Source organism: Nonomuraea sp. NPDC048916, assembly GCF_040649575.1.
Lineage (GTDB): Bacteria > Actinomycetota > Actinomycetes > Streptosporangiales > Streptosporangiaceae > Nonomuraea.
In genome coordinates this window covers 14,148-39,431 of record NZ_JBEZFS010000010.1, presented here as the reverse complement: position 1 = coordinate 39,431, position 25,284 = coordinate 14,148, and the positions used below count along the sequence as shown (strand labels likewise).

Sequence of the window (25,284 nt, the reverse complement as noted above, 5' to 3'; positions counted from 1 at the left end):
AGACGGCGGGTAGGGTCCGGATCATGCACATCCTCGCCACCGAGGGGCTGACCAAACGCTTCCCCACCGTCACGGCGCTCGACCAGCTGACGGTCACCACCGGCCCCGGCGTCACCGGCCTGGTGGGAGCGAACGGCGCGGGCAAGTCGACACTGATCAAGATCATGCTGGGCCTGCTCCCACCCACCGCCGGCAGCGCGCGGGTGCTCGACCTCGACGTCACGACACAGGGCGCGGAGATCCGCAGGCTGGTCGGATACATGCCCGAGCACGACTGCCTCCCGCCCGACGTCTCCGCCACCGAGTTGGTCGTCCACCTCGCCCAGATGTCCGGGCTGCCGCGCACGGCCGCCCGCGAGCGCGCCGCCGACGTGCTGCGCCACGTCGGCCTGGCCGAGGAACGCTACCGAGCCGTCGGCGGCTACTCCACCGGCATGAAGCAGCGCGTCAAGCTCGCCCAGGCGCTGGTGCACGACCCCAGGCTCATCTTCCTCGACGAGCCCACCAACGGGCTCGACCCGCGGGGCCGTGACGAGATGCTGACGCTGATCAGGCGCATCGGCACCGAGTTCGGCATCAGCGTGCTCGTCACCTCACATCTGCTCGGCGAGCTCGAACGCATCTGCGACCACGTGATCGTCATCGACGCCGGCCGGCTGCTGCGGTCCTCCGCGATCGCCGAGTTCACCCAGGCCACCCAGAGCGTCACGGTCGAGGTGGAGGAGGGCACGGGGCCGCTCGCCGAACGGCTGACCGAGCTCGGCCACACGGTCACCCCGCACGGCCGCCTGCTGCTGGTGAAGGTCACCGGTCCCGAGACGTTCGACGCGATCCGTGACGCCGCCGTCGACCTCGACCTCTGCCTGATCCGGCTGGAACAGGGCCGCCACCGCATCGAGGACATCTTCAGAGAGGAGGTCGCCGGTGTCTGAGATCTACGACATCGGTTACCGCCACTACGACGGGCCACGGCTCGGCCGCGCCCACTCGACGCGCGCGCTCGCCGTCCACAGCCTGCGTGGCGTCTTCGGGCTCGGCCGCACCGCCCGCAGCAAGATCATGCCGTTCGCGCTGGCCGTCATCATGTTGCTGCCCGCGGTCGTGTCGATCGCGATGATGGCCCTGATCGGGCAGCGCGGCGTGAGCTACAGCGCCTACGCGGTCATCATGCAGGCGGTGCTCGCCATCTTCCTGGCCTCACAGGGCCCCGCGATCGTCGCCCCCGACCTGCGGTTCCGGGTGCTGCCGCTCTACCTGTCACGGCCCATCTCGATCGGTGACTACGTGAGCGCCAAGCTCGCCGCGATGACCTTCGCGCTCTTCCTGATGGTCGCCGTGCCGCTGACGCTGATGTACCTGGGCGAGCTGCTCATCGACCTCGAAGGGCCGCCACAGACCAAGGAATACCTCGGCGCCCTGGCCATGGCCCTGGTCCTGGCGGTGCTGCTGTCCGCCTTCGGCCTGGCCATCGCCTCGCTCACGCCCCGGCGCGGGCTGGGAGTCGCCTCGGTCATCGCCGTCTACCTGCTGGTCTCGGCCTCGGTCCCGGTGCTCTACGGCACCCTGGAGTCCACCGGCAACGAGGCGGCGGCCCGGTGGTCGTGGCTGGTCAATCCGTTCTGGCTGGTCGACGCCGTGCAGGTGTGGTTGTTCGGCACCACGCCCAACTCCGAGGGCGGCTACCCGCCGGGGCCCGCCCCTGCCGTCATCGTGGTCGCGCTGATCGCCGTCGCCGTCGCGGTCCTCGCGCTCCGCTACCGGAAGGCGGCCTCTCGATGAAGATCGACCTCTCCCAGGTCTCGCGCTGGTACGGCAACGTCGTCGCGGTCAACGACGTGACGATGACGATCGGGCCGGGGGTCACCGGTCTGCTGGGGCCCAACGGCGCGGGCAAGTCGACGCTCCTGCACATGATGGCCGGCTTCCTGGCCCCGTCAGGCGGATCGGTCACGCTGGACGGTACGCAGATCTGGAAAAACCACCACATTTATCGAAATATCGGGCTCGTTCCTGAGCGAGAGGGTGTGTACGGCTTCCTGACCGGCTGGCAGTTCGTCCTGTCGGCCGCCAGGCTGCACGGCCTGTCCGACCCCGTCCAGGCCGCCCGCAAGGCCCTGGCCACGGTCGAGATGGAGGAGCCCAAGGACCGCCGCGTCGAGACCTACTCCAAGGGCATGCGCCAGCGCGTGAAGGTCGCCGCGGCGCTCGTCCACGACCCCCCGGTGCTCCTGCTCGACGAACCGTTCAACGGCATGGACCCACGTCAGCGATTGCACCTGATGGACCTGATCCGGTCCATGGGCGTGGCGGGCAAGACCATCCTGTTCAGCTCCCACATCCTGGAAGAGGTCGAGCGGGTCGCCCAGCACATCGAGGTGCTGGTCGCCGGCCGGCACGCCGCCTCGGGCAACTTCCGCGAGATCCGCCGGCTGATGACCGACCGGCCCCACCTGTTCAGGATCCGCTCCAGCGACGACCGCAAACTGGCCGCCGCCCTCATGCTCGACACCTCGGCCGGCGGTGTGACCCTCGGCCCCGACGGGCTGGAGGTGCAGGCCATCGAGTTCCGCCGATTCGCCTGGCTCCTCCCCCGCGTCGCCCGTACCGAGGGCATCCGCCTCCACCAGGTCTCCCCTGCCGACGAGGACCTGGAAAGCGTCTTCTCCTACCTGATCACCCGGAGCACCTGATGACCCCGCACGTGGTCCCAGCGACCGAACCGCCCAACGGAGTGAGGCCGTGAACCCGCGCCGGATCCCAGCGACCGAGCCGCCGAACGGAGTGAGGCCGTGAACACCGTGGTCGCCGGCATCACCTACCGGGCGCTGCTGGGCAGGCGCCGGATCATCCTGCTGGCGCTGCTCCCGCTGGCCCTGATCGGGCTGGCCCTGCTGCTGCACCTGGTCGACGGCGGCGGCCAGCGCTCGGCCGTGCTGCTGATGGAGAAGTTCGCCATCGGCACCATGCTCCCGCTGCTCGGCCTCATAGCGGGCACCGGTGTGATCGCCCCGGAGATCGACGACGGCACGATCATCCACCTGATGTCCAAGCCGATCTCCCGCCCGGTCATCGCCCAGACCAAGTTCGTGGTGGCCGCCTCGCTGGTGGGGCTGTTCGCCGCGATCCCGACCTACGCCTCGGCCTGGCTCCTGGTGGGCCACGAGGACGGCATCGCCCTCGGCTTCGCGGTGGGGGCGCTGGTGGCGGGCATCGCGTACGCCGCGATCTTCCTGCTGCTCGGCGTCGTCACGCGCCACGCGGTGACGATCGGCATCATCTACGCCCTGGTCTGGGAGACCCTGATCGGCGGTTTCGTCCCGGGCGCCCGGAAGTTCTCGGTGCAGCAGTGGGCCGAGTCGGTCGCGAGCCAGATCTCCACCTCCCCCTACCTGACGCCCGACGTGACGCTCGGCTTCGCCGTGCCGGCTCTGATCGTCGTGACGGTGGTCGGCGTCTTCTGGACAGGTCGCAGGCTGCGGGTCTTCTCCCTCACGGGCGACGAGTAGCCGCTCTGACCTGCCCGCGCGGCATGACACCCGACTGCCGGACCCGAACATGACGAAGGGGTACGACACCAGCGTGTCGTACCCCTTCGAACAGCGTCAGACGCAGGCGGCCCGCACGACGCCGGCGAGCCGATCGGCGACCTTGGTGGCGTGCTCCTCCGAAGAGGCCTCCACCATCACCCGGATCATCGGTTCGGTGCCGCTCGGCCTGATCAGCACCCTGCCCGACTCGCCCAGCTCCGCCTCGGCCTCGGCCACGGCGGCGGTGAGCTCGGGCACCGCGGCCTTGCCCCGGTCGACGTCCTTGACGTTGATCAGGATCTGCGGCAGCGGGGTCATGATCGCGGCCAGCTCCTTGAGCGGCCGGCCGGTGGCCGCCATCACCGACAGCAGGTGCAGCGAGGTCAGCAGCCCGTCTCCCGTGGTGGCGTGGTCGAGCATGATGACGTGCCCCGACTGCTCACCGCCCAGGTTGTAGCCGTCGGCCTTCATCCGCTCCAGCACGTAGCGGTCGCCCACCGCGGTCTCCACCACGTGGATGCCCGCGTCGCGCATGGCCAGCTTGAAGCCCAGGTTGGACATCACGGTCGCGACCACGGTGTCCTTGGCCAACGCGCCCTCGGCGTGCATGGCGCCCGCCAGGATCGCCATGATCTGGTCACCGTCGACGATCGCGCCCGTGTGGTCGACCGCCAGGCAGCGGTCGGCGTCGCCGTCGTAGGCGATGCCGACATCGGCGCCGCGCGAGATGACGATCTGCTGGAGCTTGTCCATGTGGGTGGAGCCGTGGGCGGCGTTGATGTTGAGGCCGTCGGGCCTCGCCCCGATCGCCTCGACCGTGGCACCGGCACGCAGCAACGCCTCGGGCGCGACCATGTGGGCGGCACCGTGGGCGCAGTCGACGACGACGTGCAGGCCGTCGAGCCTGCCCCGCGTCGTGGCCAGCACGTGGGTGATGTAGCGGTCGGCCTCGCCGTACGCGTCACGCACCCGCCCCACGGCGGAGCCGACGGGAAAGCTCCAGCCTTCGCCCAGCCGTCGCTCGATCTCGTCCTCGACCGCGTCGGACAGCTTGAAGCCGCCACGGGCGAGGAACTTGATGCCGTTGTCGGGGGCCGCGTTGTGCGACGCCGACAGCATGACGCCGAGATCCGCGCCGAGCGCGGCCGTGAGATGGGCGACGGCCGGGGTGGGCAGCACGCCGAGGCGCAGCACATCCACTCCGGAAGCCGCGAGGCCGGCGACCACGGCGGCCTCGAGAAACTCTCCCGAGGCACGCGGGTCCCGGCCTACGACCGCTATCGGACGACGTCCGGTAGCGGCGAACGCGCCTGCATCGCCGAGGACGTGAGCCGCCGCGACCGAAAGGTCCATGGCAAGCTCCGCCGTGAGGTCGCGTCCAGCGACCCCACGCACCCCGTCGGTGCCGAAAAGACGCGCCAACTCAGCGCTTGCTGTACTGCGGAGCCTTACGGGCCTTCTTGAGGCCGTACTTCTTCCGCTCCGTGGCGCGGGCGTCACGGGTGAGGAAGCCGGCCTTCTTCAGCGGCGGGCGGTTGACGTCGACGTCCAGGATCGCCAGCGCGCGGGACAGACCCATGCGGAGCGCGCCGGCCTGGCCGGTCACGCCGCCACCGTCGATGCGCGCGATGACGTCGAACGCGTCCTCGGCGCCGAGCACCACGAAGGGCTCGTTGACGATCTGCTGGTGGACCTTGTTGGGGAAGTAGACATCCAGCGAACGACCGTTGATCGTCCACTTGCCGGTGCCGGGGACGATGCGCACGCGGGCGATCGCCTCCTTACGGCGACCGGTGCCGTACGAGTTGCCCGTGGTGACGGGCTTGCGCACGGGAGCGTCAGCGCTGGCGGTGGATTCGGTGGTGTATTCGGAAGGGAACTCCTCGCCGGAGAAGTCCTCCACCTCGGCCTCTACGACCGTCTCGACACCGGTGGGCTCAGCCACGGTTCTCCTCTAACTCTTTCGGACTTCTACTGGGCGATCTGGGTGATCTCGAACGGCACCGGCTGCTGGGCCTGGTGCGGGTGCTCGGAGCCCGCGTAGACCTTCAGCTTCTTGGCCATCTTCCGGCCGAGGGAGTTCTTGGGCAGCATGCCCTTGACGGCCTTCTCGACGGCCTTGTCGGGCCGCTTCTCCATGAGCTCGCCATAGCTCACGGAACGCAGACCACCCGGGTAGCCCGAGTGGCGGTAGGCCTTCTTCTGCTCCAGCTTGTTGCCGGTGAGCGCGATCTTGTCCGCGTTGATGACGATGACGAAGTCACCGGTGTCGACGTGGTTGGCGAAGATCGGCTTGTGCTTGCCGCGGAGCAGGATCGCGACGTGGCTGGCCAGCCGGCCCAGCACGACATCGGTCGCGTCGATGACGTACCACTGACGCTGGACGTCGGCGGGCTTCGGTGAGTACGTGCGCACGGTCGTAGCCTTCTTATGCTCGCGTCTTCGGCGCGCTGCCGGATGCGGCAGCGCTGGGGTCGGTCGGTGCGGGCACACGACGGCCCGGACCTTCCGTCTCCACAGAGATGGGAGATGACGCCGGACGCGCCGCGCATCGGTCTCGCTGGACCTATGCACACAACGAACGTTCAGGTTACCCACCTTCGCAGGCGCTGGTCAAAAGACCGGTAACCCTGGTCGAGTCTACCCGACCACAGAACGGTTCTATTTCAGTTCCCCCCATTCCCTTCATCACCAGTACCTCACATCTCTATCGTTGACTGCGGTATGTGGCAGACCTCTCACACCCGGCACACCCAGCGGAGCGCACGGCGCCGGAGTCATCTGGGTGTGCTCGCCTGCCTCATGGCCGCCCTCTTCCTCATGGGCGTGCTGTTCGGACGGATGAGCGACGACGTCGAACCCGCCGGCCACATCTACCTCCAAGAGACCGCCCCGTCCGCCGTCGCCACCCCCACCCCGTCGCCCAAGGCGGCGCAGCCGTACGCGGGCCGCATCCCCAGGCAGACCACCGCCGCGGTCGCGCCCAGCAGGATCAAGGCCAAGCCCACCACGTCACCGACCGACCTGGTCGACGGCTACACCGCCGACGACCCCACCCGCGTGCTGGGCGAGGAGACGCTCCAGGTGTCGTCGTCCCTGGCCGCCAGGGTCGTCTCCCTCACCAACGCCGCCCGCGCCAAGCACGGATGCGGGCCGCTCAGGGTCGACGGCAGGCTGACCCGCGCCGCCCGGGCCCACTCGCTGGAGATGGCCAGGAGCGGCCGGTTCGCCCACGACTCCCCCGACGGCCGCTCACCGTGGGACCGGATGGAGAGCGCCGGATACCGAGCGGGCGCCGCCGAGAACATCGGCCGCGGCTACTCCAGCGCCGAAGAGGCGGTCCGCGGCTGGCTCGACAGCCGTGACCACCGGCAGAACATCCTCAACTGCCGCATAACCGCCATCGGCGTCGGCGTGGTGGCCGGTCCCGGCGGTCCCTGGTGGACTCAGGACTTCGGATATTCCTGACACCTTCGCGATAGTCTCGCCCGCATGGGTTTTCCCGAGGACCGTGAGAGCAGCACGGAGAGCACCCCCCGCCGGTTCCGGAAGAAGCGCGAGGACGACACCGAAAGCGTGTTCCGTCCCCGCAAGAGCCCCGGCGATCGCGAGGAGGGCGTGCCGGGCGCCGAGACCACCGGCGACGCGAAGCCGGCGGACCCCGCGCCGCGCAGCGAGATGTGGAGCCCCTACGACGAGGGCAACCGCTCGCGCGGACCTTTGTGGTTCGTCCTCGGCGGCGTCGCGGTGCTGGGCCTTCTCGGCACCGGCCTCGCGGTGATGATGAACGCCGGGCCCGCCGACCCCGCCGGCACGGCGCAGGCCCGCCGCACGTCCGCGCCGCTCCCGTCGGCTCCGCCCGGCAAGTACAGCTACGCGGCCGAACGCACCACGGACCCCGAGCCGCTGACGGTCAAGGAGCTCTTCCCCAAGAAGAAGTTCACCGTCTCGGGCCGCTCCTACGAGATGACGGTCACCAGCAAGCTCAAGAAGTGCGCCGACGGGGCCGTGGGCGACAAGATGCTGAAGGCGCTCAAGAGCGGCAAGTGCACCCAGCTCATCCGGGCCAGCTTCCGCGACAAGAGCGGCAAGGTGATCGGCACGGTCGGCGTGGCCAACCTCAGGTCGAGCAAGACCGCCACCAAGGCGGCCTCCGTCGGCGACGACGCCAACTACGTCAAGCCGCTCGCCGGCAAGGACGAGATCACCAAGTTCGTCGGCTCGGGCAGCGGCGGCACCAAGGTGTGGATGCACGGCCACTACGCGGTCATGATCTGGTTTCAGAACAAGGACGGCAGCAAACCCGACTCCAAGGGCTCCAAGGTGATCTTCCAGGCGGCCACCGACATCTCCAAGGCGACCGTCTTCAAGGCTCTCGACGCCCGAACGTTGACCGGTTTTCCGGCGACCTGAAACCACGTTTTCGGCGCGTTAAGATCGTAAACAGGGCGTCCGATCCGGCCGGGAACGCCCATACCGGCATGACGATCTCGTGTCTCTCGCTAGGCTCGCCCTTATGCGTGGCCAGGAACCTGGGTCTGAGCACGATCGTAGGGAAGCCGACGGCTCGGCAGCGCCGGGGACGCCACCTCCGAGCTTCGGCCAGCCCTCCGAGCAGCCCCCACCTCCACCCTCGGTGGCGGCGAGCGGGCCATCGCCCCACGCGTTCCCGCCGGACCAGCCACCGGCCACCCCGGAGTCCGGGGTGACCTCTCCCGGAAACCGGCCCCCGCTCACACCGGGCCCCGGCGACGGCGTCCCCTGGGCCCCGCCCATCCTGCGGTCCAGCGCGGACCCTTCCCAGGACCGCGTCCCACCCCTCCGTGAGCCCGTCGCGGACGCGTCCTGGACACCCCCCATCCTGCGGTCCAACGCGACCTCCCCCGGAGACCGGACACCGTCCACGCCGGAGACCGGTGCGGGTCCTCTCCAGGACCGGCCCTCCGAAGCCGGCGCGGGCATCCCGCACGCACCGTCCGTCCCGGAGCCCGGCGCGAGCCGTCATCAGGGCTGGGCGCCGTCCGGCTCCGAGCCCCGGCCGGTGACGCCGGCCCACGACACGGAGACCACGGCGGAGGCCCGGCTCCCCGGCCGTCCAGGAGTGCCGTCGCCCTCGTCCCGTCCGCCCGAGCGCGCCGAGCGGGGCGACAGCGACCTGCCCGCGCTACCCGCCTTCCCCGGCGCGCAGCCTTGGGAGGTGCCCGAAGACGACACCGCCCCGTACGACTGGTTCGCGGGCGCCACCGATCCCGAGCACCGCGCCCGCGAGGCCGCCCCTGACGACGTCATGTCCTGGGCGGAGGAGCCGCCCGTGCCCTACGCGACCGAGGAGCAGGTGCCCTGGGAGAGCGACCCCAAGCCGCCCACCTGGGAGCCGCCGCCCGGCTTCACGGCGGCCGCGGCCGGCATGCAGGTGTGGCCCGCTCCCGTCTCCGACCCTCCGTTGATGCCCCCGTGGCCGGCCGCCACGGGCGAGCCGCTGCCCGGCCTCGACGGTGACGAAGCGGAGGCGGGTTCGCCGGATCTCGCCCGGCCAGGCCACCCGGCCGCCACCACCACCGACCCCGACGCCACCGCCCCCCACGCCTTCGATCCGAACGCGACCTCCCCAGACCCCGTCGCGAGCACACCACCCAGGCACCCCACCGGAAGCAACGCACTACCCGGACAGCCCACCACCGCAAGCAGCACACCCGGACACCCCACCACCGCAAGCAGCACACCCGGACACCCCACCACCGCAAGCAGCACACCACCCGGGCAGCCCACCACGGGAAGCAACGCACCGGCCGGGCGGTCGTCCACGCCGAAGGGCGGCACCCCCTTCAACCCGCAGGTCACCGCCCCTGACGGCCCGCATCCCCCGGAGCCCGGCGACATCCCCGTCTGGCCGCCCGCCCCCAAGCCCTCGCGCCAGGCCGACACCGGCCCCATGCCGGTGACCGACGCCCTATCACCCCCACCGCCCACGACTCCCCCGGCGACCTCCCGGTCCGAGACCTGGCCACCTCCACCCCATTCCAAGGGCCCGGCATCGGCGGCGCGGCCGGTCACACCCCAGGCCCCGCCGCCGGCTCCGCCGCCCGAAGCCCGCCCCGCCGCGTCACCGTCGGAGGCCCCCGGATCCGGCATCCGACCCGACGGCCCGGCACCCCTGCCCGTGACCAGGCCGAGCACGTCCCCGGCCAAGCCCTCCGGGGCCCGAATCCAGCCAACCGAGTCCGAGACTCGCGCGCCCCGGCCGGAGATCCCCGGAGCCGGGAGCGATGCCTCCGGCCCCCTTCCCCCCGCGTCTCCGTCCGGGTCCCGCCCTTCGGTGGCCCGGTCCGAGCTCCGCTCCGCCGCCTCCCGATCCGAGACCCAGGCCCCCGGACAACACTCCGAGGCCACGGGGGCCGACACCCAGCCCTCCGTGGTGAGGGCCGGCTCCTGGCCCCCGGCGCCGCAGACCGAGGAGCAACGTCAGGAGGAGCAACTCCCCGAGCTCCCTTTCAGCCCCGAGGTGTGGGGCCAGAAGCCCGTCCCGGCTCGCGGGCCGGTCCCCCTGCAGTCCGCCTCGTACGATCTGCCCACCCCGCCGCACGGCGCCACCGCCTACCCGCAGGGCGCGTACAAGCAGCCGGCGCCGCCTGCCCAGCCGACAGCCATCAAGGAGCCGGGCAAGAGCAAGCAGGCGCTGTTCGCCACGCTGGGTGTGCTGGTTCTGGCAGGCGTCGCCACCGGCGGTTTCTTCGCCTACAAGTCGCTGAGCACGCCGCCGCCCCCCGTCGCGACGGCCACCCAGCAGCCGGCCCCGACCGTGTCGGCCACCTCCGCCACCTCCGCCCCGACCACCACGGCCGAGCCCAGCGCACCCGCGGCCGCCATGCTCAACTCCGAAGACACCGATCCGCGGAAGCTCTCGCTGTCCGAGGCGTTCCCGAAGAAGAAGGTGGCGGCCGGCGGGGCCGACTTCGCCCGGGTCAAGACGAACCTGGAGCCCGACTGTGAGAAGGCCGCCGCGGGCCCGTTCGCGGACGCGCTGAAGGCGCAGAAGTGCAACCGGGTGCTGCGTGCCACGTACGTCGACGCCAAGCGCCGCTACGCGGTGACGACCGGCATCGCCGTGCTCCCCACCAGGGACGCCGCCCTGCGCGCCGACGAGACCAAGAACCTCTCCCGCAACCTGTGGTTCCGCGCCCTCCCGGGGCCCGCGGGCACGGGCGGCGAGCGCGTGCACATCGCGGGCGGCTACGCGGCGGGCCTCGTCTGGGGCCGCTACATCGTGTTCAGCTACGCCACCTACGCCGACGGCCACACTCCCGCGGCCAAGGACAAAACGCTCGGCAAGGTGAGCGACGCCTTCCGCGACCAGATGTCACTCGTGCTCGAGCGGCGCATCGCCAACGGCTGACGCGGTGCGCACCCGGCGCGTCGCGGCGGCGCGCGCCGCCAGCCGCTCCTCGGGGGGGTAACTCACCTCTTCCAGGCACAGCCCGTGCGCGGGCGCCACATGCACCCCGGAGTCTCGTACGGCCCGCGCCAGCACCTGACCGGGCCACTCCACCGGCCGGCGGCCGTCACCCGCGGCCAGCAGCGACCCCACCAGCGCCCGCACCATCGAGTGACAGAACGCGTCGGCCACCACGGTGGCGACCAGCAAGCCGTCGTCCTGCCGCACCCAGTCGAGCCGCTGCAGCTCCCTGATCGTGGTGGCCCCTTCCCGCTTCTTGCAGAACGCCGCGAAGTCGTGCTCGCCCCGCAGGCGCACGGCGGCGAGGTTCATCGCGTCGGCGTCGAGCGGCCGGTTGTGCCAGACGATCTCGTGGCGGCGCAGTGGGTCACCTCCGCCGGGGGCATCGGACACCCGGTAGGAGTAGCGACGGGACATGGCCGAGAAACGCGCATCAAAGCCCTCAGGAGCCACCGAGACGCGATGAACCCGTACATCCTGCGCCAATACCCCGGCCAGCCGCCGGACGAGCGCAGCGAGCCGCTCATCCACGCCGCGAGGCGCGCCCTCCACGTCGGGACCCGCCGAACCACGCCGGTCGAGTTCGGCCAGCGCCTCCACCGGGAGGTCCACGTGCGCCACCTGCCCCCGCGCGTGCACACCGGCGTCCGTCCGCCCCGCCACGGTCAGCGAGGGCGGCTCACCCAGCCGCAGGATCCTGCCGAGCGCCTGTTCGATCTCGCCCTGAACGGTACGACGCCCGGGCTGCCGGGCCCAACCGGAGAAGTCGGTGCCGTCGTACCCGAGGTCGAGGCGGAGCCGTACCACGAACTTCCTCCAGAAACTGTGCTCGGCCGATCAACGAGAAACGGGCCCGGAACCCCGCGATGGGGTCCGGACCCGGTTCAGCCTGCCTGACGGATCAGGCTTCGTCCTTCTTCGCCTCGGCCGAAGCCTCAGCGGGAGCCTCGCCGGCCTCGGCGGCGGGCGCCTCCGCGGTCTCGGCAGCCGGGGCCTCAGTGGCCTCGGCGGCCGGCGCTTCGGTCTCCTCGGCCTTGGCGGCCGGGGCGGCGCTCTCGTCGGCCTTGGCCGCCGGAGCCTCGGTGCTCGACACGCTGACGGTCTTCAGCGGCTCGGTCACCAGCTCGATGACGGCCATCGGGGCGTTGTCGCCCTTACGCGCACCCACCTTGGTGATGCGGGTGTAGCCGCCGGGACGCTCGGCGAACGTCGTCGCGATCTCGGTGAAGAGGTGGTGCACGACGCCCTTGTCCTTGACGACGGTGAGCACCTGGCGACGGTTGTGGATGTCGCCCTTCTTCGCCTTGGTGATCAGACGCTCCGCCAGCGGCCGAAGGCGCTTGGCCTTGGTGACCGTGGTGCGGATCCGGCCGTGGCGGAACAGGTCGGTGGCGAGGTTCGCCAGGATCAGCCGCTCGTGCGCCGGGCTGCCGCCGAGACGCGCGCCCTTGGTGGGCTTGGGCATTTCTCTCTCCTTGGAGTTAACCCGCTCCGGCCGTGTCAGGTACCGGAGTCGGGGACGGGAACCGCTCGCGCGGTTCCTGTCACATCAACCAGTCCGTAGGGCTAGGCCCTCGCGGGTCAATCAATTCCCGGCGGTGCCGAAGCCCTCCGGGGACTCGCGGGGGACGGCGCCCCCGCGGGTTCTAGTACTGCTCCGTCTCGACGTACGCGCTGTCGTCGTCGTCGTAACCGGCACCGGCTACGGCGCTCGGGTCGAATCCAGGCGGAGAGTCTTTGAGCGCGAGCGACATCTCGTGCAGCTTCTGCTTGACCTCCTCTATCGACTTCGCACCGAAGTTACGAATGTCGAGAAGGTCCTGCTCGCTGCGGGCGACGAGCTCACCCACGGTGTGGATGCCCTCGCGCTTGAGGCAGTTGTACGAGCGGACGGTGAGGTTGAGCTCCTCGATCGGCAGCGCCAGGTCGGCGGCCAGAGCGGCGTCGGTCGGCGACGGGCCGATGTCGATGCCCTCGGCTTCGACGTTGAGCTCGCGGGCCAGGCCGAACAGCTCGACGAGGGTCTTACCGGCGGAGGCCACCGCGTCGCGGGGCTTCATGGCCGGCTTCGTCTCGACATCGAGGATGAGGCGGTCGAAGTCGGTGCGCTGCTCGACTCGGGTGGCCTCGACCTTGTAGGTGACCTTGAGCACCGGGGAGTAGATCGAGTCGATCGGAATGCGACCGATCTCCTGGCCGGGCTGCTTGTTCTGGGCCGCGGAGACGTAGCCGCGACCGCGTTCGACGGTCAGCTCCATCTCCAGCTTCGCCTTGCCGTTGAGCGTGGCGATGCGCAGCTCGGGGTTGTGCACCTCGACACCGGCCGGAGGCGCGATGTCGGCGGCGGTGACCTCACCCGGGCCCTGCTTGCGGAGGTACATCACGACCGGCTCGTCGTGCTCGGACGAGACGACCAGCTCCTTGAGGTTGAGGATGATGTCGGTGACATCCTCCTTGACCCCCGGAACGGTCGAGAACTCGTGCAGCACGCCCTCGATCCGGATGCTCGTCACGGCCGCGCCCGGAATGGACGACAGCAGCGTGCGGCGGAGCGAGTTGCCGATGGTGTAGCCGAAGCCCGGCTCCAGCGGCTCGATGACGAACCGGGACCGGGTGTCGTCGATCGACTCTTCGAGAAGAGTCGGGCGCTGAGCGATCAGCATCTGCGGGTTCTCCCCTTTTTCGTGTGGCGCCCGCTATATGACGCCACTCCGATGAACAACCCTGGTCCGCGTACGGTCTCCCGCACGCGAACCAGTGGGCGAGTGACTACTTCGAGTAGTACTCGACGATGAGCTGCTCCTGGACCTGGGTGTCGATCTGCTGGCGAACCGGCAGCTGGTGAACCAGGACACGGAGCTTCTCGGGCACGACGCCGAGCCAGGCCGGGACCGTGCGGTCGCCGGCGGTGGCGCGGGCCACCTCGTAGGGCAGCAGGTTGCGCTTGGTCTCGCGGACCTCGATGATGTCGTGCTCGCGCACACGGTACGACGGAATGTCGACCTTCTTGCCGTTGACGGTGATGTGACCGTGACGGACCTGCTGGCGAGCGGCATCACGCGACTGGGCGAACCCCGCGCGGTAGACGACGTTGTCGAGGCGGCTCTCCAGGATCTGGAGGAGAACCTCACCCGACTTGCCGCTCTTGCCCGCGGCTTCCTCGTAGTAGTTGCGGAACTGCTTCTCGAGGACGCCGTAGATGCGGCGGGTCTTCTGCTTCTCGCGAAGCTGAAGCTGGTATTCGGACTCCTTGGGACGTCCGCGGCCGTGCTCACCCGGCGGGTAAGGACGGATCTCGATGGGGCATTTGGCGGACTCGCACTTGCTGCCCTTGAGGAAGAGCTTGGTCTTCTCGCGACGGCAGAGCTTGCAGTCCGCGCCCGTGTAACGAGCCATTTCTCAATATCTCCTGGGAATCAAACGCGGCGGCGCTTCGGCGGACGGCAGCCGTTGTGCGGGACCGGCGTGACGTCCTGGATCGAACCCACCTCGAGGCCGGTGGCCTGGAGGGAGCGGATCGCGGTCTCGCGGCCGGAACCCGGGCCCTTGACGAAGACGTCGACCTTACGCATGCCGTGCTCCATGGCACGACGGGCGGCATTCTCGGCGGCCATCTGAGCGGCGAACGGGGTGGACTTGCGGGAGCCCTTGAAACCCACGTGGCCGGCGCTGGCCCAGGAGATCACGTTTCCGTTGGGATCGGTGATCGAAACAATCGTGTTGTTGAACGTGCTCTTGATGTGGGCGTGCCCGTGAGCGACGTTCTTCTTTTCCTTGCGGCGCACCTTCTTCGGTGCACCCTGACGGCTCTTAGGAGGCATCCTTTGCCTTCACTCCTGAGGTCTTCGGTCCTGCGGCTGTTTAGAACGGTCGCGCTCACTCGGCCCTCGCTGGTCACGCGAGCTGCCACTCTCGGGCCTGAGCGTTCGCCGCTCCGGAGCGGACTACTACTTCTTGCCGGGCTTCTTCTTACCGGCCACGGTCTTCTTCTTGCCCTTGCGGGTGCGCGCGTTGGTCTGGGTGCGCTGGCCGTGGACGGGCAGGCCCTTGCGGTGCCGGATGCCCTGGTAGCAACCGATCTCGATCTTGCGACGAATGTCGGCCTGGACCTCGCGGCGCAGGTCACCCTCGATCTTGAAGTTCGCCTCGATGTAGTCACGCATCGGGACGAGCTCGGTGTCGGAGAGCTGGTGCACGCGAAGGTCGCCGCTGACACCGGTGGCCTGGAGGATCTCCTGGGCGCGGGTGCGGCCGATTCCGTAGATGTAGGTAAGAGCGATCTCCAGCCGCTTTTCGCGGGGGAGGTCGACGCCAACCAGGCGAGCCATGGTCGGGCATTCTCCTTCGTTGTGGCGGAGGTCTTGCGCCTCACTACCCCTCCCCATGCCCGGGGTGAGGGCCCCGGCCTCCGACCGGGGGTCTCCTGAACGGTTCGGCTCGCACCGCCTGCTCAGGTGTGACGCGCGATTGCTGACTCAGGCTCCTCATGCGTCGAGCCCGCTCCCGTCTGGGGCGGACTCGGAGAAGCCTTGCGGCGACTAACCCTGACGCTGCTTGTGGCGCAGGTTGTCGCAGATCACCATGACGCGACCGTGCCGGCGAATCACCTTGCACTTGTCGCAGATCTTCTTAACGCTCGGCTTTACCTTCATTGTCCTTCGTGTTCCTCAGACGCTCTTACTTGTATCGGTAGACGATCCGCCCACGACTCAGGTCGTAGGGGCTCAGTTCCACGACTACCCGGTCGTCGGGCAGGATCCGGATGTAGTGCATCCGCATCCGTCCGCTGATGTGGGCCAGGACCTTATGGCCGTTGTCGAGCTGCACCCGGAACATGGCGTTCGGGAGCGACTCAACCACAGTGCCCTCGATCTCGATGGCGCCGTCTTTCTTGGCCAAAATCCCTCGCGTTTCACTGATCGGTCGTCTGAGGCTCCGGTTCACTAAGCAGCCGCGACCCCACGCTTCGAAGAGAGCGGCGATCGGCAAAGACCGCCGACGCGTGATAGTCATAGTGAGCCGACTAAGGAGTGTACGACACCTGAGCCAAGAACGCGAAACGCGTGCCAGGTGTCCTGACACAACCACGGATCAGTTTACCCCAAGCCACCGCGCCCGTAAGCCAATCGTCCCTAACCCAATCGCTCGGCACCCATGCGGAAGGCCCGCCGGCGAGCCGGCGGGCCTTCCTGGATCAGCGGCCTAGTAGATGCGGTGCGATGAGCCGCAGTACTTGGTGGGGCTGCTCCAGCAGGTGTAGGTGTAGACCTTCTTGATGCCACCGCGGGACCAGGTCTCGCTGTGGGACCCGTCCCACTTCTTGTAGAACTTGTGCCAGCTGCCGTTCGAGTAGTACTTGAACCAGACGTAGCCGAACTCGCTGGTCGACTCCTTGCCATACCACTTCGTGTAGACCTTGCCGTTCGACTTCCAGGTGTGGCCGTAGCTGTAGGCCTGGTGGTTCGAGGAGTAGTACTTGCCCCACTTGTTGACCGGCGCCGACTGCGCGGCGGCAGGGGCGGCGAGGGTGGCCGTGACGGTCGCGGTGGCGGCCTGGGCGGGAGCGGCGAGGGCCAGTCCGGTGGTGATCGAACCGGCGAGGGCGGCGGCTGCAAGGACCTTGCGCATGTGTTCCTCCGGTGAGTCGGTGCTTCTCGACACCCCTCACGTTAGGAAGATTCGCAGGTCCGTTCTGTGGACGAATGCACACAGTGCACTAGTGCACACTTCACCGCTTCCGCGAGTTGTTCCCGGCTCCGAAGATGCTGCTCATCAGCAGCACAGCGCCCCACGGGCCCATCACCCACAGCGGCCAGGGATAGATCAGATCCCCTGACGTGACGCTCACGATCAGCCAGATCACCCAGTTGATCGAGCTCGCCATGGCCCACGCGGCCCAGGCGGCCCGCATGCCCGAGTGCATCCCCGGCTTGGTCGCGGGGGTGTCCGACACCTTGGCGACCTGGCGGTGGCGCATGTCGACGTCGGGCAGGTCCGCGGTCAACCGGGCGAGCTCACCGTACGTCTTGCTCTGGTAGAGCTGTTCCAGCCGTTCGTTGAACTCGTCCATCGTGATGCGGCCCTGCGCGGTGTGCTCGCGGAGCACGGCGGCTACCCGGTCGCGGTCGACGTCGGAGGCACGCATCTCGGGGCTCTGCGCCATACCCACCACTCCTGGTTAGTTTTGCAGCTGCGCCAAGCGCTCTTTGCCCCCATCGAGGGCGGTTAGCACCCAAGGACCATTATGGGTCACGGCGACGCTGTGTTCGAAGTGTGCGGACTGCTTCCCGTCGATCGTCACGACGGTCCAGTCGTCCGCCAGCACCCGTGTCCGGTCCGTGCCGAGGTTGACCATGGGCTCGATGGCCAGGCACATGCCCGCCTCCAGCACCGGGCCCTTGCCGGGCCTGCCGTGGTTGGCGATCCACGGGTCCATGTGCATCTCGGTGCCGATGCCGTGGCCGCCGTACTCCTGCGGGATGCCGAAACGTCCCTGCGACCTGACGAACTTCTCGATCTCGTAGCCGATGTCCGAGAGCCGGCGGCCGACCTCCAGCGCGGCGATGCCCCGCCACATCGACTCCTCGGTGATCCGCATCAGCTCCGAGAGCTCGGGATCGACCTCGCCGACGGCCACCGTGACGGCGGAGTCGCCGTGCCAGCCGTCGAGGATCGCGCCGCAGTCGATCGAGATGATGTCGCCGTCACGCAGCTTGCGGACGCTGGTCGGGATCCCGTGCACGACCTCGTCGTTGACCGAGGCGCAGATCGTCGCGGGAAAACCCTGGTAACCCTTGAACGAGGGAATCGCGCCTTCGTCCCTGATCGCCTTCTCGGCGATGACGTCGAGGTCGAGCGGCGTCATGCCCGGCTCGACCGTGCGCTTCAGCAGCTCCAGCGTGCGCCCGACGACCAACCCGGCCGCGCGCATCTTGTCCAGTTGTTCGACCGTCTTGATCTGAATTCCATGCTTGTTCTTCTTGAACACGTTCGGCAACCCCCAGGGTTTCAACAGGCAGACGTGGGAGTCCAATTCCCCCACAATAGCCGCGAGGTGGCACGGAATTCCGTGCCACCTCCGCAGTCGGTCATCAGAGCTATCCCATGAACGGGCGAATCGCCTCCATGGCTCGCTGGGTGACCTCCTCGACCGGGCCCGTCGCGTCGACCCCGACGAGGATGCCCTCGTCGGCGTAGTAGGCGATGAGCGGTGACGTCTGCTCCTGATAGACCTCCAGGCGATGCCTGACGGTGTCCTCTTTGTCATCGTCACGCTGGAACAGGGTGCCGCCGCAGGCGTCACATCTGTCGTCCTGCTTGTCGTCGAACTCCACATGCCAGATGCGGCCACACTGGCTGCACGTGCGACGCCCGGCGAGGCGCCTGACCACCTCGTCGTCGTCGACGACCAACTCGAGCACCAGGTCGAGCGCCTGGCCCCAGTCTTTGAGCATGTCGCGCAGGATCTCGGCCTGTACCACGTTGCGCGGAAAGCCGTCGAGCAGGAAACCGTCCTGCGCGTCGTCCTCCGACAGGCGATCACGGACCATGGCGATGGTGACCTCATCGGGCACCAGATCACCACGGTCCATGTAGGTCTTGGCGAGCTTGCCGAGCTCCGTGCCACCCGAGACGTTGGCACGGAATATGTCACCTGTCGAAATCTTCGGGATAGACAGGTTGGATGCGATGTACTGGGCCTGTGTCCCCTTTCCCGCTCCGGGGGGCCCGACCAGAACGAGACGCACTACCGCAGGAAACCTTCGTAATTACGCTGCTGAAGCTGACTCTCGATCTGCTTGACAGTGTCCAGGCCGACACCAACCATGATCAGAATGCTCGTCCCTCCGAACGGGAAGTTCTGGCTAGCTCCGGCCACCGCGAGCGCGACGATCGGGACCATGGAGATCAGACCCAGATAGAGCGCGCCGGGCGCGGTCAGACGGTTGAGCACGAAGCTCAGGTATTCAGCCGTCGGCCGGCCCGGGCGGATGCCCGGAATGAACCCACCGTACTTCTTCATGTTGTCAGCCACTTCAGCGGGGTTGAAGGTGATGGACACGTAGAAGTACGTGAAGAAGACGATCAGGAGGAAGAACGTGATCATGTAGATGGCCGTGTCGCCCGTGGCAAGGTTCTGCGAGATCCACTGCACGACCACATTGGGGTTTTCCGCGTTGGCGAACAACGAGGTCACCAGCTGCGGCAGGTAGAGCAGTGACGAGGCGAAGATGACCGGGATGATGCCGGCCTGGTTGACCTTCAACGGGATGTAGGTGGACGTGCCGCCGTACATGCGCCGCCCGACCATCCGCTTGGCGTACTGCACGGGAATGCGGCGCTGCGCCTGCTCGACGAAGACCACGGCGGCGATCATGAAGATACCGACCACCATGACGACCGCGAAGGTGAACTTGTTCGCCTGGAAGATGTTGGCGAGCTCGGACGGGAAGACCGAGATGACAGAGGTGAAGATCAAGATGGACATGCCGTTGCCGACGCCGCGGTCGGTGATGAGCTCACCCAGCCACATGATCACAGAGGTGCCGGCGGTCATGATGACGACCATCGTGATGACGGAGAAGACGTCGTCGGGCGCGATCAGCACGTTCTGCTGACAGTTGGGGAAGAGCTGGCCCGAACGCGCCAGCGCGATGAAAGCCGTCGACTGCAGGACACCGAGACCGATGGTCAGATAACGCGTGTACTGCGTGATCTTGGTCTGACCGGACTGCCCTTCCTTCTTGAGCGCCTCAAGACGGGGGATCACGACGACCAGTAGCTGGAGAATGATGCTCGCGGTGATGTACGGCATGATGCCGAGCGCGAACACGGAAAGCTTCAGGAGGGCGCCGCCGCTGAACAGCTGCACCATCCCGTAGATGTTGCCGGTGTCGCCAGTGCGAGCCTGATCGAAACAGGCCGCCAGATTCTCGACGTGAACGCCGGGAGTCGGCAGAACCGAGCCAAGACGGAACAGCGCGATGATGCCCAGGGTGAAGAGCAACTTCTTGCGCAGGTCCGGGGTCCGGAACGCCCGGGTAAACGCGGTCAGCACGGTCCCTCCTGCGCGCCTAAAAGGCGGTGTGAGTATGCGATGTGCGGGGATCTGCGATCTGAAGTCTCAGGTCAACGAGCCGAACAGAAGCCAGTCGTCTCGCGAACTCTAACGCACTACGGGCGTGGGAGCCCATTGACGGAACCCCCACGCCTCGTAATAGCTCTTACAGCTCGGTAACGGAGCCACCGGCGGCGGCGATCTTCTCCTTCGCGGCGGCCGAGAAGGCGTGAGCCCGCACGTTCACCGCGACCGAGATCTCACCCGTGCCGAGCACCTTCACCAGTTGGTTCTTGCGGACGGCGCCCCTGGCCACCAGCGTCTCGACGGTGACCTCACCACCCTCGGGGAAGAGCTCACCGAGTCTGTCCAGGTTGACGACCTGGTAGGTCGTCTTGAACAGCGCGTTGGAGAAGCCCTTGAGCTTGGGCAGACGCCTCTGCAGCGGCACCTGGCCACCCTCGAAGCCGAGGGGAACCGTGGTGCGGGCGTGACTGCCCTTGGTGCCGCGACCGGCGGTCTTGCCCTTGGACGCCTCGCCACGACCCTTGCGGACCTTGGCCTTGTTGGCGCCGGGAGCCGGACGCAGATCGTGAATCTTGAGCGGAGCCTTGTCAGTCATGACTAGTCGACCTCTTCCACCTCGACGAGGTGCGTCACCACGGAGACCATCCCGCGAATCTCGGGGCGGTCCTCCTTGACGACGACGTCGCCGATTCGCTTCAGGCCAAGCGAACGCAGCGAGTCACGCTGGTTCTGCTTGCCACCGATCTTCGAGCGAACCTGAGTGATCTTCAGGCGTGCCATGACTAGCTCACCGCCTTCGCGGCTGCGGCCTCGGCCATGCCCTCGCGCTGAGCCTTGAGCATCCTCGCGGGAGCGACGTCCTCGATCGGCAGCCCACGGCGAGCCGCGATCTCCTCGGGCCGTGAGAGGCCCTTCAGAGCCGCCACGGTGGCGTGCACGATGTTGATCGGGTTGTCCGAGCCGAGCGACTTGGACAGCACGTCATGGATGCCGGCGCACTCCAGCACGGCGCGCACCGGGCCACCGGCGATGACGCCGGTACCGGCGGAGGCCGGACGGAGGAAGACGACACCGGCCGCCTCCTCACCCTGCACGGTGTGCGGGATGGTGCCCTGGATCCGCGGCACCTTGAAGAAGTGCTTCTTGGCCTCTTCGACGCCCTTGGCGATGGCCGCGGGAACTTCCTTGGCCTTGCCGTAGCCGACGCCGACCAGGCCATTGCCGTCACCCACGACGACCAGGGCGGTGAAGCTGAAGCGTCGACCACCCTTCACGACCTTGGCCACTCGGTTGATCTTAACTACGCGCTCGATGTACGAGACGCCCTTGTCAGCGGCGCCACCGCGGCGATCGTCACGACGGTCCCGCCGCTCGCCACCGGTGCCGCCACCGCGACGCGGAGCTGCAGCCATCAGTGGTTCCTCATCTCAGTTGCCATCAGTTGTGATCCCCGGGCCCGCATCAGAACTCGAGCCCGCTCTCACGGGCGCTGTCCGCCAGAGCCGCGATGCGGCCGGCGTAGCGGTTGCCACCGCGGTCGAAGACCACGGCGGTGATCCCGGCTTCCTTGGCCCGCTGAGCGAGGAGCTCGCCGACCTTCTTGGCCTTCTCGGTCTTGTCCGCCTCCAGCGTGCGCAGCGAGGCGTCCATGGTGGACGCGCTCACCAGCGTGTGGCCGACGCTGTCGTCCACGATCTGCACGAACAGGTGACGGGTCGAACGGTTGACGACCAGGCGCGGACGCTGGGCCGTACCGACGACGTTCTTGCGGACGCGGCGGTGACGGCGGGCCCGCGAGACGGTGCGGGCAGCCGTGTGCTTGCCGAACGCAGTCTTCGGAGCCATGCCTACTTACCAGCCTTTCCGACCTTGCGGCGGATTTGTTCGCCCTGGTAACGCACACCCTTGCCCTTGTAGGGGTCGGGCTTGCGCAACTTACGGATGTTGGCCGCGACCTCGCCGACCTTCTGCTTGTCGATGCCGTCCACGTGGAACAGGGTCGGCTTGTCGACGCGGAAGGTGACGCCGTCGGGGGCGTCGACGATGACCGGGTGACTGAAGCCCAGTGCGAACTCCAGCTGCGTCGGGCCCTTGGCCTGGACGCGGTAACCGACGCCGACGATCTCCAGGGTCTTGGAGTAACCCTGCGTGACGCCCTGCACCATGTTGGCGATCAACGTCCGGGACAGGCCGTGCAGCGCACGGACCTTGTTCTCGTCGTTGGGCCGGGTCACGGCGATCGCGCCGTCGTCATCGCGAGCCACGGTGATGGGCTCGGCGACCGTGTGAGAAAGCGTGCCCTTCGGGCCCTTGACCTGGACATCGCGGCCGTCGATCGTGATGTCTACGCCACTCGGCACAGGGATGGGCAGCCGTCCGATTCGTGACATGCTGTGTTCCTCCCCTCTACCAGACGTAGGCGAGGACTTCCCCGCCCACACCACGCTTGCCGGCCTGCTTGTCGGTCATGAGCCCGGCCGAGGTCGAGATGATCGCGACGCCCAGCCCTCCCAGAACTCGAGGCAGGTTGTCCTTCTTCGCATAAACCCGCAGTCCGGGCTTCGACACCCGGCGCAGGCCCGCGAGCGACCGCTCACGGGTCGGGCCGAACTTGAGCTCCACCACGAGGTTCTTGCCAACCTTGGCGTCTTCGACGGTCCAAGCCTGGATGTAACCCTCCTGCTGGAGGATCTCGGCGATATGCGCCTTGATCTTCGAGTACGGCATCGACACGCTTTCGTGGTACGCCGAATTCGCATTACGCAGACGTGTGAGCATGTCTGCGATGGGGTCGGTCATCGTCATGGCCAGTGGCCTTCCTCGCCGCGGTTTCCAGTCGGCCAAGCGCGATGCTCTGCCGGTGGACCTTCGGCGTGGTCATGGGCACTCTCGTCGAGAGCACCCGGAATCTGATTTCTGAATATGTACGGCTGGCGCACCGTCGGGGACGGCCCTGCGCGAACGCAGCCCGTCCCCAAGGGTAACTACCAGCTGGACTTGGTGATGCCAGGCAGCTCGCCCCGGTGCGCCATCTCGCGGAAGCACACACGGCAGAGCCCGAACTTCCTGTAGACGGCGCGGGGCCGGCCACAGCGGGTGCACCGGGTGTAGGCCCGGACGTCGAACTTCGGCTTACGCTTTGCCTTGGCGATCAGCGACTTCTTCGCCATGATCAGGCCTCCTTGAAGGGGAACCCGAGGAGCTTCAGCAGCGCCCGGCCCTGGTCGTCGTTCTTCGCGGTGGTCACGACCGTGATGTCCATGCCTCGCGGCCGGTCGACCTTGTCCTGGTCGACCTCGTGGAACATGACCTGCTCGGTCAGGCCGAACGTGTAGTTGCCGTTGCCGTCGAACTGCTTGGGCGACAGGCCGCGGAAGTCCCTGATGCGGGGCAGCGCCAGCGACAGCAGCCTGTCGAGGAACTCCCACATCCGGTCGCCCCGGAGCGTGACGTGCGCGCCGATCGGCATGCCCTCGCGCAGCTTGAACTGGGCGATGGACTTGCGGGCCCGGACGACGGCCGGCTTCTGGCCGGTGATCACCGTGAGGTCACGGACAGCGCCCTCGATGAGCTTCGAGTCGCGAGCCGCCTCGCCGACACCCATGTTGACCTTGATCTTCACCAGGCCGGGGATCTGCATGACGTTCTCGATGCCGAAGTCCTCGCGAAGCTTGGCCGCGATCTCCTCGCGGTACTTCGTCTTGAGGCGCGGCGTCGGACGCTCGGTCTCAGTGGTGGTGGCAGTCATCAGCTGTCCTCACCCGTCTCGTCGGCCTTGTCGGCCTTCTTGTCGGCGGGCTTGTCCGCGGGCTTGTCGTCCTTGAGCTTCTTCACGTTGCTCACGTGGATGGAAGCCTCCATGGTCTGCACGCCGCCGGTCTTGGCGCCGCGCGGACCCTGGTGGGTCTCCTTGGTGTGCTTCTTGATCATGTTGACGCCCTCGACCACCACGCGGTCCTCGCGCGGGAAGGTGGCGATCACATGCCCCTTGGCACCCTTGTCCTTGCCGGCGATGACCTGGACGAGGTCACCCTTCTTCACATGCAGCTTCGGCATTACAGCACCTCCGGCGCGAGCGAAATGATGCGCATGAACTTCTTGTCGCGCAGCTCACGGCCGACCGGGCCGAAGATACGGGTGCCGCGAGGGTCGCCGCTGTCCTTGATGATGACGGCGGCGTTCTCGTCGAAGCGGATGTAGGAGCCGTCAGGCCGGCGGCGCTCCTTGACCGTGCGGACGATGACGGCCTTGACCACATCGCCCTTCTTGACGCCCGTGCTGCCGGGCAGCGCGTCCTTGACAGTGGCGACGATCACGTCGCCGATACCGGCGTAGCGTCGGCCCGAGCCACCGAGAACGCGGATGCAAAGGATCTCCTTGGCACCCGTGTTGTCGGCGACCTTGAGCCGCGACTCCTGCTGGATCACGTTCACTCCTGTTAGTCGCGCCGGTTCTCATTTCTGAGCCTGGCGGAACCTGATGTTGTCTTGTTCCTCCGGCCACAGCCCCGGAGGGCCGCACCGCAGGCGACGCGAGCCGTGTGGGCCTCGCGTCCTTGGACACCGTCATGGGGGGTGTCTCCACCCCCCACGAGGCGCGGTATATATCCGGGAAGGCTTACTTGGCCTTCTCGAGGATCTCGACGACCCGCCACCGCTTGGTGGCGGAGAGCGGACGAGTCTCCATCAGGAGCACGCGGTCGCCCACGCCACAGGCGTTGGCCTCGTCGTGCGCCTTGTACTTGGTCGTACGGCGGATGACCTTGCCGTACAGACGGTGCTTGACGCGGTCCTCGACGGCGACGACGACGGTCTTGTCCATCTTGTCGCTGACGACCAGGCCCTCACGGACCTTGCGGAAGTTCCGCGCGTCGTTCGTCTCGGTGGTCTCGGTGATCTCGGTCTCAGCCATCGCTCGTCTCCTTCTCGACCGTGATGATGCCAAGCTCGCGCTCGCGCATCACGGTGTAGATACGGGCGATCTCGCGGCGGACGGCACGCAGCCGCCCGTGGCTCTCCAACTGTCCGGTCGCTGCCTGGAAGCGGAGGTTGAACAGCTCCTCCTTGGCTTCCTTGAGCTTCTGGACCAGGGTGTCCTGGTCCTCCACCCGCAGCTCGCCGGCGGTCAGGCTCTTAGCCATCACGCCTCACCCACTTCACGCTTAACGATCCTGCTGGTTTCATCGGCGCTGCATGGGGAGCTTGTGGTTCGCGCAGCGA

Annotated in this window: 35 protein-coding genes; 7 read left to right on the top strand and 28 right to left on the bottom strand. The window is 67.8% G+C overall.

Annotation, left to right across the window (positions count from 1 at the left end; all coding sequences use genetic code 11):
• Nucleotides 1–23 precede the first annotated feature (23 nt).
• From AB0C16_RS12145 to AB0C16_RS12130, 4 genes are all read left to right on the top strand, one after another.
• Nucleotides 24–932, top strand: coding sequence for an ABC transporter ATP-binding protein (locus AB0C16_RS12145; RefSeq protein WP_357681704.1), 909 nt, complete (start codon nt 24–26; stop codon nt 930–932).
• Complete coding sequence (locus tag AB0C16_RS12140; RefSeq protein ID WP_357681702.1) at nt 925–1,779, top strand: ABC transporter permease; 855 nt, start codon at nt 925–927, stop codon at nt 1,777–1,779. The genes AB0C16_RS12145 and AB0C16_RS12140 overlap by 8 nt, the downstream gene beginning before the upstream one ends.
• Nucleotides 1,776–2,690, top strand: coding sequence for an ABC transporter ATP-binding protein (locus tag AB0C16_RS12135; RefSeq protein WP_357681700.1), 915 nt, complete (start codon nt 1,776–1,778; stop codon nt 2,688–2,690). Before AB0C16_RS12140 ends, AB0C16_RS12135 begins: the two co-directional genes overlap by 4 nt.
• A 99-nt stretch (nt 2,691–2,789) precedes the next feature.
• The gene (locus tag AB0C16_RS12130) at nt 2,790–3,506 is read left to right on the top strand and encodes an ABC transporter permease subunit (protein WP_357681698.1); all 717 of its coding nucleotides are present in this window, start codon (nt 2,790–2,792) and stop codon (nt 3,504–3,506) included.
• A 96-nt stretch (nt 3,507–3,602) separates the two neighbouring features.
• Here AB0C16_RS12130 and glmM read toward each other — a convergent pair whose 3' ends face one another.
• Genes glmM through rplM form a run of 3 tightly spaced genes read right to left on the bottom strand, consistent with a single transcriptional unit; the run spans nt 3,603 to nt 5,942 of the window.
• Nucleotides 3,603–4,949, bottom strand: a complete 1,347-nt coding sequence (gene glmM / locus AB0C16_RS12125; RefSeq protein ID WP_357681696.1) for a phosphoglucosamine mutase — start codon at nt 4,947–4,949, stop codon at nt 3,603–3,605.
• Nucleotide 4,950: 1 nt separating this feature from the next.
• Nucleotides 4,951–5,472 carry a 30S ribosomal protein S9 gene (gene rpsI / locus AB0C16_RS12120; RefSeq protein ID WP_357681694.1) on the bottom strand — a complete coding sequence of 174 codons (522 nt, stop codon included), beginning with the start codon at nt 5,470–5,472 and terminating at the stop codon, nt 4,951–4,953.
• A gap of 26 nt (nt 5,473–5,498) precedes the next feature.
• Nucleotides 5,499–5,942 carry a 50S ribosomal protein L13 gene (rplM, locus tag AB0C16_RS12115; RefSeq protein ID WP_189126367.1) on the bottom strand — a complete coding sequence of 148 codons (444 nt, stop codon included), beginning with the start codon at nt 5,940–5,942 and terminating at the stop codon, nt 5,499–5,501.
• Nucleotides 5,943–6,251: 309 nt separating this feature from the next.
• On the opposite strand from rplM, the gene AB0C16_RS12110 reads away from it, so the two are divergent.
• The 3 genes from AB0C16_RS12110 to AB0C16_RS12100 all read left to right on the top strand — a co-directional run bounded on the left by AB0C16_RS12110 (nt 6,252) and on the right by AB0C16_RS12100 (nt 10,920).
• On the top strand, nt 6,252–6,995 hold the full coding sequence (locus tag AB0C16_RS12110; RefSeq protein WP_357681692.1) for a CAP domain-containing protein: 744 nt from the start codon (nt 6,252–6,254) through the stop codon (nt 6,993–6,995).
• 24 nt (nt 6,996–7,019) lie between these two features.
• Nucleotides 7,020–7,940: a hypothetical protein gene (locus AB0C16_RS12105; RefSeq protein ID WP_357681690.1), complete on the top strand. Its 921-nt coding sequence runs from the start codon at nt 7,020–7,022 to the stop codon at nt 7,938–7,940.
• A 292-nt stretch (nt 7,941–8,232) separates the two neighbouring features.
• Complete coding sequence (locus tag AB0C16_RS12100; RefSeq protein ID WP_357681688.1) at nt 8,233–10,920, top strand: hypothetical protein; 2,688 nt, start codon at nt 8,233–8,235, stop codon at nt 10,918–10,920.
• On the opposite strand, the gene truA is transcribed toward AB0C16_RS12100, so the two are convergent.
• From truA to rpmC, 25 genes are all read right to left on the bottom strand, one after another.
• Nucleotides 10,885–11,787 carry a tRNA pseudouridine(38-40) synthase TruA gene (gene truA, locus AB0C16_RS12095; RefSeq protein ID WP_357681686.1) on the bottom strand — a complete coding sequence of 301 codons (903 nt, stop codon included), beginning with the start codon at nt 11,785–11,787 and terminating at the stop codon, nt 10,885–10,887. The two genes, AB0C16_RS12100 and truA, sit on opposite strands and share 36 nt — an antisense overlap.
• A gap of 94 nt (nt 11,788–11,881) precedes the next feature.
• The gene (gene rplQ, locus AB0C16_RS12090; RefSeq protein ID WP_357681684.1) at nt 11,882–12,445 is read right to left on the bottom strand and encodes a 50S ribosomal protein L17; all 564 of its coding nucleotides are present in this window, start codon (nt 12,443–12,445) and stop codon (nt 11,882–11,884) included.
• A 181-nt stretch (nt 12,446–12,626) separates the two neighbouring features.
• Complete coding sequence (locus tag AB0C16_RS12085) at nt 12,627–13,643, bottom strand: DNA-directed RNA polymerase subunit alpha (RefSeq protein WP_189126373.1); 1,017 nt, start codon at nt 13,641–13,643, stop codon at nt 12,627–12,629.
• Nucleotides 13,644–13,749: 106 nt separating this feature from the next.
• Entirely contained in the window at nt 13,750–14,376 is a 627-nt protein-coding gene (gene rpsD / locus AB0C16_RS12080; protein ID WP_189126374.1) for a 30S ribosomal protein S4, read from the bottom strand.
• A 20-nt stretch (nt 14,377–14,396) separates the two neighbouring features.
• Nucleotides 14,397–14,801, bottom strand: coding sequence for a 30S ribosomal protein S11 (gene rpsK, locus AB0C16_RS12075; protein WP_020542285.1), 405 nt, complete (start codon nt 14,799–14,801; stop codon nt 14,397–14,399).
• 126 nt (nt 14,802–14,927) lie between these two features.
• Nucleotides 14,928–15,308, bottom strand: coding sequence for a 30S ribosomal protein S13 (gene rpsM, locus AB0C16_RS12070; RefSeq protein ID WP_125644650.1), 381 nt, complete (start codon nt 15,306–15,308; stop codon nt 14,928–14,930).
• A 210-nt stretch (nt 15,309–15,518) separates the two neighbouring features.
• Nucleotides 15,519–15,632, bottom strand: a complete 114-nt coding sequence (rpmJ, locus tag AB0C16_RS12065; RefSeq protein ID WP_003956441.1) for a 50S ribosomal protein L36 — start codon at nt 15,630–15,632, stop codon at nt 15,519–15,521.
• A 25-nt stretch (nt 15,633–15,657) separates the two neighbouring features.
• A complete protein-coding gene (gene infA / locus AB0C16_RS12060; protein WP_012887858.1) occupies nt 15,658–15,879 on the bottom strand; it encodes a translation initiation factor IF-1 in 222 nt (73 codons plus the stop codon).
• A gap of 303 nt (nt 15,880–16,182) precedes the next feature.
• The gene (locus AB0C16_RS12055; RefSeq protein WP_357681681.1) at nt 16,183–16,608 is read right to left on the bottom strand and encodes a hypothetical protein; all 426 of its coding nucleotides are present in this window, start codon (nt 16,606–16,608) and stop codon (nt 16,183–16,185) included.
• Between the two features lie 100 nt (nt 16,609–16,708).
• The gene (locus tag AB0C16_RS12050) at nt 16,709–17,143 is read right to left on the bottom strand and encodes a DUF1707 domain-containing protein (protein WP_357681679.1); all 435 of its coding nucleotides are present in this window, start codon (nt 17,141–17,143) and stop codon (nt 16,709–16,711) included.
• A gap of 15 nt (nt 17,144–17,158) precedes the next feature.
• Nucleotides 17,159–17,968, bottom strand: coding sequence for a type I methionyl aminopeptidase (gene map, locus AB0C16_RS12045; protein ID WP_357682071.1), 810 nt, complete (start codon nt 17,966–17,968; stop codon nt 17,159–17,161).
• Nucleotides 17,969–18,077: 109 nt separating this feature from the next.
• On the bottom strand, nt 18,078–18,728 hold the full coding sequence (locus AB0C16_RS12040; RefSeq protein WP_357681677.1) for an adenylate kinase: 651 nt from the start codon (nt 18,726–18,728) through the stop codon (nt 18,078–18,080).
• The gene (gene secY, locus AB0C16_RS12035; protein ID WP_357681675.1) at nt 18,728–20,038 is read right to left on the bottom strand and encodes a preprotein translocase subunit SecY; all 1,311 of its coding nucleotides are present in this window, start codon (nt 20,036–20,038) and stop codon (nt 18,728–18,730) included. Before secY ends, AB0C16_RS12040 begins: the two co-directional genes overlap by 1 nt.
• A 166-nt stretch (nt 20,039–20,204) precedes the next feature.
• Entirely contained in the window at nt 20,205–20,660 is a 456-nt protein-coding gene (gene rplO / locus AB0C16_RS12030; protein WP_357681673.1) for a 50S ribosomal protein L15, read from the bottom strand.
• Between the two features lie 2 nt (nt 20,661–20,662).
• A complete protein-coding gene (gene rpmD, locus AB0C16_RS12025; protein ID WP_080043226.1) occupies nt 20,663–20,845 on the bottom strand; it encodes a 50S ribosomal protein L30 in 183 nt (60 codons plus the stop codon).
• A gap of 2 nt (nt 20,846–20,847) precedes the next feature.
• Complete coding sequence (gene rpsE, locus AB0C16_RS12020; protein ID WP_189126381.1) at nt 20,848–21,477, bottom strand: 30S ribosomal protein S5; 630 nt, start codon at nt 21,475–21,477, stop codon at nt 20,848–20,850.
• A 49-nt stretch (nt 21,478–21,526) separates the two neighbouring features.
• Complete coding sequence (gene rplR / locus AB0C16_RS12015) at nt 21,527–21,910, bottom strand: 50S ribosomal protein L18 (protein ID WP_357681671.1); 384 nt, start codon at nt 21,908–21,910, stop codon at nt 21,527–21,529.
• 2 nt (nt 21,911–21,912) lie between these two features.
• Nucleotides 21,913–22,455: a 50S ribosomal protein L6 gene (gene rplF, locus AB0C16_RS12010; RefSeq protein ID WP_357681669.1), complete on the bottom strand. Its 543-nt coding sequence runs from the start codon at nt 22,453–22,455 to the stop codon at nt 21,913–21,915.
• Nucleotides 22,456–22,471: 16 nt separating this feature from the next.
• Nucleotides 22,472–22,870, bottom strand: coding sequence for a 30S ribosomal protein S8 (rpsH, locus tag AB0C16_RS12005; protein WP_106253393.1), 399 nt, complete (start codon nt 22,868–22,870; stop codon nt 22,472–22,474).
• A 179-nt stretch (nt 22,871–23,049) separates the two neighbouring features.
• Entirely contained in the window at nt 23,050–23,235 is a 186-nt protein-coding gene (locus AB0C16_RS12000; protein ID WP_357681667.1) for a type Z 30S ribosomal protein S14, read from the bottom strand.
• 2 nt (nt 23,236–23,237) lie between these two features.
• Nucleotides 23,238–23,813 (bottom strand): 50S ribosomal protein L5, encoded by a 576-nt coding sequence (rplE, locus tag AB0C16_RS11995; protein WP_214633183.1) that lies wholly within the window; start codon nt 23,811–23,813, stop codon nt 23,238–23,240.
• Nucleotides 23,813–24,112 (bottom strand): 50S ribosomal protein L24, encoded by a 300-nt coding sequence (gene rplX, locus AB0C16_RS11990; protein WP_357682069.1) that lies wholly within the window; start codon nt 24,110–24,112, stop codon nt 23,813–23,815. The genes rplE and rplX overlap by 1 nt, the downstream gene beginning before the upstream one ends.
• Nucleotides 24,113–24,120: 8 nt before the next feature.
• Nucleotides 24,121–24,492, bottom strand: coding sequence for a 50S ribosomal protein L14 (rplN, locus tag AB0C16_RS11985; protein WP_026214151.1), 372 nt, complete (start codon nt 24,490–24,492; stop codon nt 24,121–24,123).
• A 190-nt stretch (nt 24,493–24,682) separates the two neighbouring features.
• Nucleotides 24,683–24,976: a 30S ribosomal protein S17 gene (rpsQ, locus tag AB0C16_RS11980; RefSeq protein ID WP_357681665.1), complete on the bottom strand. Its 294-nt coding sequence runs from the start codon at nt 24,974–24,976 to the stop codon at nt 24,683–24,685.
• Nucleotides 24,969–25,205 (bottom strand): 50S ribosomal protein L29, encoded by a 237-nt coding sequence (gene rpmC / locus AB0C16_RS11975; protein ID WP_189126388.1) that lies wholly within the window; start codon nt 25,203–25,205, stop codon nt 24,969–24,971. Before rpmC ends, rpsQ begins: the two co-directional genes overlap by 8 nt.
• Nucleotides 25,206–25,284: the final 79 nt, after the last annotated feature.

Bases quoted from the DNA above. Each gene is read 5' to 3' on its own strand.
- AB0C16_RS12145 (WP_357681704.1), top strand. From the start codon at position 24: ATGCACATCCTCGCCACCGAGGGGCTGACCAAACGCTTCCCCACCGTC.
- AB0C16_RS12135 (WP_357681700.1), top strand. From the start codon at position 1,776: ATGAAGATCGACCTCTCCCAGGTCTCGCGCTGGTACGGCAACGTCGTC.
- AB0C16_RS12110 (WP_357681692.1), top strand. From the start codon at position 6,252: ATGTGGCAGACCTCTCACACCCGGCACACCCAGCGGAGCGCACGGCGC.
- AB0C16_RS12105 (WP_357681690.1), top strand. From the start codon at position 7,020: ATGGGTTTTCCCGAGGACCGTGAGAGCAGCACGGAGAGCACCCCCCGC.
- rplQ (WP_357681684.1), bottom strand. From the start codon at position 12,445: ATGCCCAAGCCCACCAAGGGCGCGCGTCTCGGCGGCAGCCCGGCGCAC.
- AB0C16_RS12085 (WP_189126373.1), bottom strand. From the start codon at position 13,643: ATGCTGATCGCTCAGCGCCCGACTCTTCTCGAAGAGTCGATCGACGAC.
- rpsD (WP_189126374.1), bottom strand. From the start codon at position 14,376: ATGGCTCGTTACACGGGCGCGGACTGCAAGCTCTGCCGTCGCGAGAAG.
- rpsK (WP_020542285.1), bottom strand. From the start codon at position 14,801: ATGCCTCCTAAGAGCCGTCAGGGTGCACCGAAGAAGGTGCGCCGCAAG.
- rpsM (WP_125644650.1), bottom strand. From the start codon at position 15,308: ATGGCTCGCCTGGTTGGCGTCGACCTCCCCCGCGAAAAGCGGCTGGAG.
- rpmJ (WP_003956441.1), bottom strand. From the start codon at position 15,632: ATGAAGGTAAAGCCGAGCGTTAAGAAGATCTGCGACAAGTGCAAGGTG.
- AB0C16_RS12055 (WP_357681681.1), bottom strand. From the start codon at position 16,608: ATGCGCAAGGTCCTTGCAGCCGCCGCCCTCGCCGGTTCGATCACCACC.
- AB0C16_RS12050 (WP_357681679.1), bottom strand. From the start codon at position 17,143: ATGGCGCAGAGCCCCGAGATGCGTGCCTCCGACGTCGACCGCGACCGG.
- rplO (WP_357681673.1), bottom strand. From the start codon at position 20,660: ATGACTGACAAGGCTCCGCTCAAGATTCACGATCTGCGTCCGGCTCCC.
- rpmD (WP_080043226.1), bottom strand. From the start codon at position 20,845: ATGGCACGCCTGAAGATCACTCAGGTTCGCTCGAAGATCGGTGGCAAG.
- rpsE (WP_189126381.1), bottom strand. From the start codon at position 21,477: ATGGCTGCAGCTCCGCGTCGCGGTGGCGGCACCGGTGGCGAGCGGCGG.
- rplR (WP_357681671.1), bottom strand. From the start codon at position 21,910: ATGGCTCCGAAGACTGCGTTCGGCAAGCACACGGCTGCCCGCACCGTC.
- rplF (WP_357681669.1), bottom strand. From the start codon at position 22,455: ATGTCACGAATCGGACGGCTGCCCATCCCTGTGCCGAGTGGCGTAGAC.
- rpsH (WP_106253393.1), bottom strand. From the start codon at position 22,870: ATGACGATGACCGACCCCATCGCAGACATGCTCACACGTCTGCGTAAT.
- AB0C16_RS12000 (WP_357681667.1), bottom strand. From the start codon at position 23,235: ATGGCGAAGAAGTCGCTGATCGCCAAGGCAAAGCGTAAGCCGAAGTTC.
- rplE (WP_214633183.1), bottom strand. From the start codon at position 23,813: ATGACTGCCACCACCACTGAGACCGAGCGTCCGACGCCGCGCCTCAAG.
- rpsQ (WP_357681665.1), bottom strand. From the start codon at position 24,976: ATGGCTGAGACCGAGATCACCGAGACCACCGAGACGAACGACGCGCGG.
- rpmC (WP_189126388.1), bottom strand. From the start codon at position 25,205: ATGGCTAAGAGCCTGACCGCCGGCGAGCTGCGGGTGGAGGACCAGGAC.